Genomic DNA, 11,568 nt, shown 5'->3' with positions numbered 1-11,568 from the left:
ATTGCCCGCAGGCCTAGCAAATTGAATCACAGAAAGACTGCCGGATGACGACTTTTGTTCTGACCGTAAGCTGCCCGTCCACCCGTGGCATCGTGGCCGCCCTTTCGGGCTTTCTGGCCGAGATGGGCTGCAACATCGTTGACAGCTCGCAATTCGATGACCTGGAAACCGGCAAGTTCTTTATGCGGATCAGCTGCGTGTCCGAGAAAGATGCGACACTTGAAAAGCTTGCTGAACGGCTGAAACCGATCGCCGAAAAATTCTCGATGGAAACCGGAATCTTCGACCAGTCAGACCGGATGAAGGTGATGCTGATGGTGTCGCGCTTCGGTCATTGCCTCAATGACATTCTTTACCGCTGGCGCATTGGCGCCTTGCCGATCGAGATCGTCGGCGTTGTTTCCAACCACCTCGATTACCAGAAAGTCGTGGTCAATCACGACATTCCGTTTCACCACATCCCGGTGACCAAGGAGAACAAGCCGCAGGCGGAAGCCCGTATCATGGAGCTGGTCGACAGCACCGGCACCGATCTCATAGTGCTGGCGCGCTACATGCAGGTTCTCTCGGACAAAATGTGCACTCAGATGTCGGGCAAGATCATCAACATCCACCATTCGTTTCTACCAAGCTTCAAGGGAGCCAATCCCTACAAGCAGGCCTATCAGCGTGGCGTGAAACTGATTGGCGCAACGGCGCATTACGTCACAGCCGATCTTGATGAGGGCCCGATCATCGAACAGGATGTGGTCGGCGTCACCCATGCGCAAAGTCCCGGCGATTACGTTTCGCTTGGGCGGGATGTGGAGGCGCGGGTTCTTTCGCGCGCCATTCATGCGCATATTCATCGCCGTGTCTTCTTGAACGGCAACCGCACTGTGGTGTTTCCGCCAAGCCCCGGCTCCTATGCCTCCGAACGGATGGGCTGAGGCGCTTTTCGGCTTTCGGCCGTCTTGGTCCGCCACTGGTCGCTTGTCACCGCGCCAATTGCCGGCCTGCTGAAGCCCGACAACCAGGGCTGCGCGCTCAACCGTGCCTGCTCCGCCATCTGATCCCGATAGATCAGGTGGCGTTTGCCTTTTCAAATCCTGCTGAACGCTTCCAGACCGACACTGGCCTGCCCGGCCGGGCGGCCCTGCTATTCCTGCGCCGTATTGAAGCCGGTTTGGCTGGGTTGCTGTGAGTTTGATATTGACTTTAGTTGCAGATGTAACCAAAACATGTTTGTTGCATTTGCAACGAACTGGGTCCGTCATCGAGATGGAAAGTTCGCAAGAGGGAGAAGGATCGGCATGTCCAAGGCATTTGCGTCGCAAGGTGACCTCACCGAGAAAAAGACCAGCTTCACCGAAGTGGGTGAGGGCCTGTGGGCCTTTACCGCTGAGGGAGACCCAAATTCCGGCGTGATCATCGGCGACGACAGCGTGATGATCGTCGAGGCGCAGGCCACGCCGCGGCTTGCCAACAAGGTGATCGAATGCGTCCGCTCGGTCACCGACAAGCCGATCACACATCTGGTGCTCACCCATTATCATGCCGTGCGCGTGCTCGGTGCTTCGGCCTATGGGGCACAGCAGATCATCATGTCTGAGAAGGCGCGCGCCATGGTCGCCGAACGCGGGCAAGAAGACTGGGACAGCGAGTTCGCACGCTTCCCCCGGCTTTTTCAGGGTCATGAAAGCATTCCCGGCCTGACCTGGCCGACCACTACCTTCAATGGCCGCATGGCGGTGTATCTCGGCAAGCGCCGGGTCGACATCATGCAGCTGGGACGTGCCCATACCGCTGGCGATGCGGTGATCTATGTTCCCGACCAGAACGTCATGTTCACTGGGGACATCGTCGAATACCATTCGGCCTGCTATTGCGGGGACGGTCATTTCCATGACTGGCCCGGTACGCTGGACAGGATACGTGCATGGGATCTCGACGCCATCGCGCCCGGCCGCGGCGACGCGTTGCTGGGACGCGAGATGGTCAATGCAGCCCTCGACAGCACGGCCGATTTTGTTCGGTCTACCTATCGTCCGGCAGCCCGTGTGGCTCTGCGGGGCGGCAGCCTCAAGCAGGCATGGGACGCGGTGCGTGCCGAATGCGACCCGAAGTTCAGCGACTATGCGATCTACGAGCATTGCCTGCCCTTCAATGTCGCGCGCGCCTATGACGAAGCGCTTGATATCGATACCCCGCGCATCTGGACGGCTGAGCGCGACCGGGAGATGTGGGAACAGCTCCAGGGTTAAGGTCTGACAGGGAGGAAGGACCATGCTCGACGACCGGTATTCACTGGCATTCAAGCTTTACCCCTATATGCGTTCACCCGATCAGGATGCTCCTTCACCGGTGCGTCATCCCGTGGTGGTGATGGGCGGCGGCCCGATCGGGATCGCCACTGCACTCGACCTGGGGCTGCAAGGAATCCCCGTCGTCCTGCTCGATGATCATGAGGGCGTCGGCGTGGGCAGTCGTGCGATCTGCTTTGCCAAGCGGACGCTGGAAGTCGCCGCGCGCTATGGCTGCGGTGACGAAATGCTGGACAAGGGCGTCATCTGGAATGTTGGCAAGGTGTTCCACAAGGACCGCAAGGTGTTCGAATTCAACCTGCTGCCAGAGGACGGACACAGATATCCGGCCTTCATAAATCTCCAGCAGCCCTATTTCGAAAAATTCCTCGTTGACCGGGTCCGTGCGGCACAGGCCGAGGGCGCACCGATTGATCTGCGCGGCAAAAACCGCGTGGATGCCGTCGAGGTCAAGGACGACCATGTGGTGCTTGACATCACCACGCCTGACGGTCCTTACCGGCTTGAGGCCGAATGGCTGGTCGGATGCGATGGCGCGTCCTCGCCGCTGCGCAAGATGCTGGATCTCGATTTCGAGGGCCGGGTGTTCCAGGACAGCTTCCTGATCGCGGACATCACCATGACGGCGGACTTCCCGACCGAGCGCTGGTTCTGGTTCGAACCTTCCTTCAAGGATTCCGGTGCATCGGCACTGCTGCACAAGCAGCCCGACGGGGTCTGGCGGATTGATTTTCAGATCGGCTGGGACGTTGACCGCAAGGAAGAGCTGAAAAAGGAAAACGTCCGGCGCCGGCTTGATGCCATGCTTGGCCCGGATGTCGAGTATGAACTCGTCTGGACCTCGATCTACACCTTCCAATGCCGCCGGATGAAGAAGTTCCGCCACGGCCGGGTGATCTTCGCCGGCGATGCCGCCCACCAGGTCTCCCCCTTCGGGGCACGGGGTGCCAATTCAGGAATACAGGACGTCGACAACCTGGGCTGGAAGCTCGGACTGGTGCTCCGGGGGCATGCCCCTGAAAGTCTGCTCGACAGCTATGACGAGGAGCGCATTCATGGAGCTGACGAGAACATTCTCAATTCCACCCGCGCGACCGATTTTATCACGCCGAAGTCGAAGGCCAGCCAGATTTTCCGCAATGCGGTGCTTGATCTTGCCGCCGAATATCCTTTCGCCCGGCCGCTTGTGAACTCCGGGCGGCTTTCCGTGCCTTGCATCTATGAAGGGTTGTCACTCACGGGTGCCGATGCGCTGGCGGGCGGCCCGGCGCGCACCCGCCCCGGCGCGCCCTGCCCGGATGCGCCGCTCAATGACGGATATCTGCTTGACCGGCTTGGTGGCGGTTTCATGGTCCTGGCGATCAACACTGATGCCCCGGAAGGGCTCGAGGTTGACGGCATTCCGGTGCGGACAGTTCAGCTCGCATCTGCCGATGACCCGACCGGCAACCTTGCCGCCCGTTACCTGGGTGCGGCCAGTTCGGCTGTCTATCTGGTTCGCCCGGATCAGCATGTGGCCGCAAGATGGAACAGTCTGGACGACAACGCCCTTGCCACAGCCACGCGCCGGGCCTGCGGAAAGGAGCCTGCATGAGCGATCTGATCACCACGCCCAACATTTCCGATCCCGATGGCTTCTACGCCGAGCTTATCGCTGCACATGACGGGCTGGGCGATGACGACAGCGCCGCGCTCAACGCTCGCCTTGTGCTCATTCTTGCCAACCATATCGGGGACCGCGCCATTCTGGCCAAGGCCCTCAATGCCGCTCGCTCGTCCAGCCCCTCAGGAGATCCTTCATGAACGAGACCGCACCCATCACGATGATCCAGTCCGACGGACGTGCAACCCACCCCGGCTACATGCCCGGCTGGGCCAATGATTTCGAGACCGAAGCCTTGCCCGGCGCGTTGCCGCAGGGGATGAACAGCCCGCAAAAATGCGACTACGGGCTTTATGGCGAGCAACTGTCCGGCACCGCTTTCACCGCCAATCCGCCAGAGCGGACCTGGTGCTACCGCATCCGCCCCTCGGTCAAGCATTCAGCCCGCTACACAAAGATCGAGCTGCCCTACTGGAAATCAGCCCCCAACGTGGTTGAGGACGTCACATCGCTTGGCCAGTATCGCTGGGATCCGATGCCACATTCCGATACGCCGCTCACATGGCTTACCGGCATGCGCACGATGACAACAGCGGGCGATGTAAACACCCAAGTGGGCATGGCGAGCCACCTCTATCTGGTGACGGACTCGATGAAGGACGCCTACTTCTATTCCGCCGACAGCGAGCTTCTCGTGGTGCCTCAGGAGGGACGGCTGCGCTTTGCGACCGAACTCGGCATCATCGACATCGAGCCCAAGGAGATTGCCATCATCCCGCGCGGGCTGGTCTACCGGGTCGAGGTGCTTGAGGGTCCCGCCCGCGGCTTTGTCTGCGAGAATTACGGACAGAAGTTCGAGCTTCCGGGCCGTGGTCCGATCGGCGCCAACTGCATGGCAAATCCGCGCGATTTCAAGGCCCCCGTGGCGGCCTTCGAGGATCGCGAAGTGCCCTCGACCCTGACCATCAAATGGTGTGGCCAGTTCCACGAAACCCTGATCGGCCAAAGCCCGCTGGATGTGGTTGCCTGGCACGGAAACTACGCACCCTACAAATATGATCTGCGCAATTATTGCCCGGTGGGTGCGGTCCTTTTCGACCATCCCGACCCATCGATCTTCACCGTTCTCACAGCGCCCTCGGGGCAGCCGGGCACAGCGAACATCGATTTCGTGCTGTTCCGCGAGCGCTGGATGGTGGCCGAGGACACGTTCCGTCCGCCCTGGTACCACAAGAACATCATGAGCGAGCTGATGGGCAACATCTATGGCGAGTATGATGCCAAGCCTCAGGGCTTTGTCCCCGGCGGCATGAGCCTGCACAACATGATGTTGCCGCATGGCCCCGACCGCGAAGCCTTTGAAAAGGCCTCCAACGCGAATCTCGGGCCCGACAAGCTCGACAACACCATGTCGTTCATGTTCGAGACCCGTTTCCCGCAACATTTGACCGAATTTGCCGGCAAGGAAGCCCCGCTTCAGGACGATTACATCGACTGCTGGGACACTCTCGAGAAGAAATTCGACGGGACGCCAGGCAAGAAATGAGGCGTGACAGCTGCCGTCAGCGCCTGCAACGATTTTAGCGTATCGCTCTCACGCTGAACGGCGCAGCAAGGTTCTGTCCGGTTGTGATTGCCGGGCAGCCGATTGCTGCGCACGGAGCACAACCTCGATCTCCTCGCCCGGCACCGCCTTGCTGAACAGATAGCCCTGCAACTCCTGACAGCCATTGCGGAAACCCCATACGGCGGAGGCAAGCGCTCGACCAGGCCAGCCGATAACTCAGCGCACATAGCCCTGGCTGGCAAATCCGGCCAGGCCGCCCGATTTGCTTTGGAAGGCTTCAACATGACGGCACCGAGGAAGTGCGAGCATGGTCTGCCGCAAATAGGAAGGAATCGTTGCTCACATAGAGATTGGCTCTTGGTGCAGATTGTGAGAGATAGCCCTTGGCTCCTGACCGGGAGCGGTGCACTTGCCATTGGCGATTGGTCATGGCTTTTGGTTTTGTGTGAATCAGGATCCGCAGCGCCTGTCCAAAACAGTCAAACCGCTGACGGTCGGGAGAGAAATGTCACAACCATCACCCCAGCAAGGCGGAACCACTTGGCAAGAGCGGCTCAAAATGATGCGGACGGGTTCCGGCCTGGTTCTGTTTTTCTATGTGTTGGCGCATTTTTCCACCCACGGCCTCGGGTTGATCTCCCATGAAGTGCTGAGTGCGGCGGGCGAAATCACGGAGGAGTTCTGGGGATTCCTGCCAATCACCATCCTGCTTTACTGGGCTTTGGCGACTCACTTCGTGACGGCGCTGGTTGGACTGGCGCTTCGCCGCAACTTGCAGATCACGTTGCGCGAATGGATCCAGGCCGGGCTTGGCCTGTCGATCCCTTTCCTGATGCTTGTTCATGTCATGGGCACCAGATACGCATCAGCCCGGTACGGGTTGGACCCCTCCTACACCTATGTGCTGGTTTCCACATTCATAAGTTCGCCAATCTACATCGTTCTGAATGCCGCCGGGCTGGTCGCTGCCTGGGTTCATGGCTGCATCGGGCTCTACATGTGGTCCCGATTCAAGGATTGGTATCGCTCTTGGTTCGAGCCGGTCGGACTGGTGCTGGCCACACTTATCCCGGCGGTCTCGTTGGCAGGTTTCCTTTCTGCCGGCCGCAGAGTGGAGTTGCTTGCCCAAGACCCTGAGTTCATGGACACCTATCGTGAGGAGTTGAATGTAACCGACCCGCAGACCTGGACATCCCTGACAGCGGACATGGATGCGACACGGTGGGTGCTCAGCGGCGCGGTTCTGGCCGTGATCGTGTTGCAAATCCTCCGCCGTGCGGCGCGGCGGCGCAGCAAAGAGATCACCATTACCTATCTCGACGGGCCAAAGGTGGTGGTCAACAAGGGAGGAACCGTTCTCGAGGCAAGCCAGGGAGCCGGTGTTCCACATGCGAGCGTTTGCGGTGGCCGCGGACGCTGCTCAACCTGCCGAGTGCAGATCATCGAGACGGCAGTCCCGACCACACCGCCGCTTGAGGCCGAAAGCCGAGTGCTTGAGCGGATCCGCGCACCCGAGAATGTCCGCCTCGCCTGTCAGCTGCGCCCGGAAGGTGACATCAAGGTTCAGAGGCTGTTGCCTTCAGACGTCACTGTCAAGACCGCCCGGACCGTTTCCCCCTGGTCGAATGGGCGGGAGAAGACCGCTACAGTCATGTTTGTGGATTTGCGCGACTTCACCAAGATGACTGAAACCCGATTGCCGTTCGATGTGGTCTATCTGATCAATCAGTTCTCCAAGGCCATGGGTGAGGTGGTTGAAAGCCAGGGCGGACGCATCGACAAATTCCTGGGCGATGGATTCATGGCGCTTTTCGGCGTTGACAGCGACGTCAGGCCTGCCGCCGAAGCCGCCCTTTCCTCTGCCGGAGAGATGATCGGCCGGCTTCGAACCCTCAACGAACAACTGGTGGGCGAGCTTGATGAACCCCTGAGAATGGGCATCGGCCTGCACACCGGAACCGTCATTCTGGGCGAGATGGGCTATGGCTCGGCGCGGGGCCTGACCGCGATCGGCGACACGGTCAATGTGGCAAGCCGACTGGAAGCCGCAACCAAGGATCTCGGCTGCACCCTGTGCATATCGGAAGATGTTATCACAGCGGCCGAACTGGCTGTCCCGATCTCCGCACAACAGAAGATTTCGGTCCGCGGCAAACGTTCCAAGGTCAGCATTTTCGGGGTCAATCATCCGGACGACCTGACCGCCCCCCGCCAGGCCGCTGGCCTGCCCCAGAACGATGGCCCAGCTCATGCAGATACCACTGAACCGGCCGATTCAGGGCAGGACAAAGCCTGAACCATCTTGTGATGTGTTGCCGGGAGATGGATTTACTAGGCTCGTCTTGTTTCAGCCTCGTTGGTTGGGTTTGACCCTGCGAGCCGTTGATTAGGCCGGCGATTGCACAGCAAAAGCAAAGCGGTTTTTCTGCAAGTTACGGATTCTGGAGGTATTTCCACGGCTGCGGGCGTAGGTTTTTCACGCCATGCATTTAGTTTTGCTCAGGAACACCAAAGTCCCTGGTGTTTTACCGTTTTTTTTATGATTGTTATGTTTATGATTTGGTTGCGGGGGCAGGATTTGAACCTGCGACCTTCAGGTTATGAGCCTGACGAGCTACCGGGCTGCTCCACCCCGCGTTAAGTTCTGAGCGCTCCGGGATCTGCCCGGATTTTTTTGCTTTGCCGGTCCTCGAGGCTTTGCCTCTGCGGGTCGACGGGGGCTGCTCCATGCCCCGCGTTAAGTTCTGAGCGCTCCGGGTTTTGCCCGGGTTTTTTTGCTTTGCCGGTCCTCGGAGCGATGCTCCTGCGGGTCGGCGGGGACTGCTCCACCCCGCGTTAAGATCTGAGCGCTCCGGGATCTGCCCGGATTTTTGCCGGCCTTGGGAGCGTTGCTCCCTGGGTTTCGGCGGGGCTGCTCGGGCCCTTGGGTTGCCTTGATGATTACTCAAGGCGTTCAAAGCAAAAACGGGCCGCGATATGCGACCCGCGGCGGTTCCAATTTTCGTAATGTGAGAAGATTTTGTTGCGCTTTGCAGACCTGGCAGCGACCTACTCTCCCGCGTCTTAAGACGAAGTACCATCGGCGCTGGGGCGTTTCACGGCCGGGTTCGGAATGGGACCGGGTGCAGCCGCCCCGCCATAACCACCAGGTCGGCAAAGCGCAACATTTTTACTGGCCAATGCAGCTTGTCCTGCTCGTTGCCTCGCAGGACGCATTGGCTGACCATGTTCTAAGACAGAACATTTCAGTAAATCTGTATGAGAAGCTGGCGGGCGGCTAACCCTTTGTCTTTGAACACGTCTGTTTTGTCTTCACGCTGCCGCAATCTGACGATTGCTGCGCTGCAGACGGCGCGCCAAATGATTGGCGACGGGAACTTGCCCTTGCGAAGCGATGCTTCGAATTTCTTTCCCCTGATAGATCAGGGACAAGGAACCAGAGCAAAGCTCTGCAAGCGCGACTGCGCGCCGGCCACTTTTGGCCGCCCCGTCCGGAGGATAGTCACGTTAGTGACGCTCATCCGTGAGGACATGTCATTGTTGAAGTGCTTTGCACTTCAAGATGAGCACAAGCAATGAGAACGATCAAGCCGATCGAGCTATTAGTACTGGTAAGCTTCACACATTACTGCGCTTCCACACCCAGCCTATCAACGTGGTAGTCTTCCACGACTCTCAGGGAATACTCGTTTTTAGGTTGGTTTCCCGCTTAGATGCCTTCAGCGGTTATCCATTCCGTATATAGCTACCCTGCTATGCCGTTGGCACGACAACAGGTCCACCAGAGATACGTCCATCCCGGTCCTCTCGTACTAGGGACAGATCCTATCAATATTCCTACACCCACGGCAGATAGGGACCGAACTGTCTCACGACGTTCTGAACCCAGCTCACGTACCGCTTTAATTGGCGAACAGCCAAACCCTTGGGACCTGCTCCAGCCCCAGGATGCGATGAGCCGACATCGAGGTGCCAAACAACCCCGTCGATATGGACTCTTGGGGGTCATCAGCCTGTTATCCCCGGCGTACCTTTTATCCGTTGAGCGATGGCCCTTCCACGCGGGACCACCGGATCACTATGACCGACTTTCGTCTCTGCTCGACTTGTCAGTCTCGCAGTCAGGCAGGCTTATGCCATTGCACTCGACGACCGATTTCCGACCGGTCTGAGCCTACCATCGCGCGCCTCCGTTACTCTTTCGGAGGCGACCGCCCCAGTCAAACTACCCACCATACACTGTCCCGGACCCGGATAACGGGCCGCGGTTAGACATCCACGAAGATAAGGGTGGTATTTCAAGGATGGCTCCACGCGAGCTGGCGCCCACGCTTCAAAGCCTACCACCTATCCTACACATGCCTTGGCGAATGCCAGTGTAAAGCTATAGTAAAGGTGCACGGGGTCTTTCCGTCTGACCGCAGGAACCCCGCATCTTCACGGGGAATTCAATTTCACTGAGTCTGCGTTGGAGACAGCGGGGAAGTCGTTACGCCATTCGTGCAGGTCGGAACTTACCCGACAAGGAATTTCGCTACCTTAGGACCGTTATAGTTACGGCCGCCGTTTACCGGGGCTTCGATTCAAAGCTTGCACCTCTCCTCTTAACCTTCCGGCACCGGGCAGGCGTCAGGCCCTATACGTCGTCTTGCGACTTCGCAGAGCCCTGTGTTTTTGATAAACAGTCGCTACCCCCTGGTCTGTGCCACCCTCATCTGCTTGCGCAGAAAAGGGTCACGCTTCTTCCGAAGTTACGCGTGCAATTTGCCGAGTTCCTTCAACGCAGTTCTCTCAAGCGCCTTGGTATTCTCTACCTGACCACCTGTGTCGGTTTCGGGTACGGTCTATACGGTGGAGCTATTTCCTGGAACCTCTTCGCTGCACCTCCAATCCAATAAGGAGATACAACACACGAGATCCGTCACTACCACCAGGCCCACGATTATTAACGTGGTTCCCATCGACTACGCCTTTCGGCCTCGCCTTAGGGGCCGGCTAACCCTGCTCAGATTAACTTTAAGCAGGAACCCTTGGTCTTTCGGCGAGGGAGTCTCTCACTCCCTTTATCGTTACTCATGTCAACATTCGCACTTCCGATACCTCCAGGAGCCCTCACGGGTCTCCCTTCACAGGCTTACGGAACGCTCCGCTACCACGTGCAGTAAACTGCACATCCTCAGCTTCGGTGCATGGCTTTAGCCCCGGTACATTTTCGGCGCAAGACCCCTTATTTAGACCAGTGAGCTGTTACGCTTTCTTTAAATGATGGCTGCTTCTAAGCCAACATCCTGGTTGTTTTGGGAGTCTCACATCCTTTCCCACTTAGCCATGACTTGGGGACCTTAGCTGGAGGTCAGGGTTGTTTCCCTCTTCACGACGGACGTTAGCACCCGCCGTGTGTCTGCCGACTAGTACTCCTCGGTATTCGGAGTTTGGTTAGGATCAGTAAGACGGTGAGTCCCCATAGCCCATCCAGTGCTCTACCCCCGAGGGTATTCGGTCGACGCTCTACCTAAATAGATTTCGCGGAGAACCAGCTATCTCCGAGTTTGATTGGCCTTTCACCCCTAACCACAAGTCATCCCAATCTATTGCAACAGATGCGGGTTCGGTCCTCCAGTTGGTGTTACCCAACCTTCAACCTGCTCATGGCTAGATCACTCGGTTTCGGGTCTAATGCAACAAACTAATCGCCCTATTAAGACTCGCTTTCGCTGCGCCTACACCTATCGGCTTAAGCTTGCTTGCTGCACTAAGTCGTTGACCCATTATACAAAAGGTACGCCGTCAGGCTTACGCCCTCCGACTGCTTGTAGGCATCCGGTTTCAGGTACTATTTCACTCCCCTTGTCGGGGTGCTTTTCACCTTTCCCTCACGGTACTTGTTCACTATCGGTCATGCACGAGTACTTAGGCTTGGAGGGTGGTCCCCCCACGTTCAGACAGGATTTCACGTGTCCCGCCTTACTCTAGGACATGACTAAGGATTACGTGTACGGGGCTATCACCCACTACGGCCCGACTTTCCAGACGGTTCCACTTTACTTAATCATGCCACTGGCCTGGTCCGCGTTCGCTCGCCACTACTTACGGAG

General features: G+C 58.1%; 6 protein-coding genes, 1 tRNA gene and 2 rRNA genes (1 of these 9 running past the window's edge). 6 read left to right on the top strand and 3 right to left on the bottom strand.

Annotated features, from left to right (window positions below):
• Positions 1-44 precede the first annotated feature (44 nt).
• The 6 genes from purU to HPDFL43_RS02535 all read left to right on the top strand — a co-directional run bounded on the left by purU (position 45) and on the right by HPDFL43_RS02535 (position 7,769).
• Positions 45-929, top strand: a complete 885-nt coding sequence (gene purU / locus HPDFL43_RS02560; protein WP_007199997.1) for a formyltetrahydrofolate deformylase — start codon at positions 45-47, stop codon at positions 927-929.
• 363 nt (positions 930-1,292) lie between these two features.
• Positions 1,293-2,243, top strand: a complete 951-nt coding sequence (locus HPDFL43_RS02555; protein WP_007199995.1) for an MBL fold metallo-hydrolase — start codon at positions 1,293-1,295, stop codon at positions 2,241-2,243.
• 22 nt (positions 2,244-2,265) lie between these two features.
• Positions 2,266-3,897: an FAD-dependent oxidoreductase gene (locus HPDFL43_RS02550; RefSeq protein WP_007199994.1), complete on the top strand. Its 1,632-nt coding sequence runs from the start codon at positions 2,266-2,268 to the stop codon at positions 3,895-3,897.
• Complete coding sequence (locus HPDFL43_RS02545; protein ID WP_007199993.1) at positions 3,894-4,106, top strand: DUF2783 domain-containing protein; 213 nt, start codon at positions 3,894-3,896, stop codon at positions 4,104-4,106. The genes HPDFL43_RS02550 and HPDFL43_RS02545 overlap by 4 nt, the downstream gene beginning before the upstream one ends.
• Positions 4,103-5,452, top strand: a complete 1,350-nt coding sequence (hmgA, locus tag HPDFL43_RS02540; protein ID WP_007199992.1) for a homogentisate 1,2-dioxygenase — start codon at positions 4,103-4,105, stop codon at positions 5,450-5,452. Before HPDFL43_RS02545 ends, hmgA begins: the two co-directional genes overlap by 4 nt.
• A gap of 580 nt (positions 5,453-6,032) precedes the next feature.
• Positions 6,033-7,769 carry an adenylate/guanylate cyclase domain-containing protein gene (locus HPDFL43_RS02535; protein ID WP_169743216.1) on the top strand — a complete coding sequence of 579 codons (1,737 nt, stop codon included), beginning with the start codon at positions 6,033-6,035 and terminating at the stop codon, positions 7,767-7,769.
• Positions 7,770-8,033: 264 nt separating this feature from the next.
• Here the strand turns inward: HPDFL43_RS02535 and HPDFL43_RS02530 are convergent.
• The 3 genes from HPDFL43_RS02530 to HPDFL43_RS02520 all read right to left on the bottom strand — a co-directional run.
• A tRNA-Met gene (locus HPDFL43_RS02530) sits at positions 8,034-8,110 on the bottom strand.
• Between the two features lie 398 nt (positions 8,111-8,508).
• A 5S ribosomal RNA gene (gene rrf / locus HPDFL43_RS02525) occupies positions 8,509-8,623 on the bottom strand.
• Positions 8,624-9,054: 431 nt separating this feature from the next.
• Positions 9,055-11,568 (bottom strand): 23S ribosomal RNA (locus HPDFL43_RS02520) (it continues 285 nt past the right edge of the window).

Origin of the sequence: Hoeflea phototrophica DFL-43 (assembly GCF_000154705.2) — a bacterium.
In the GTDB taxonomy this organism is placed as follows: domain Bacteria; phylum Pseudomonadota; class Alphaproteobacteria; order Rhizobiales; family Rhizobiaceae; genus Hoeflea; species Hoeflea phototrophica.
Note: the sequence above shows the minus strand (reverse complement) of the source record. Positions and strands in the feature narration are given on the sequence as shown.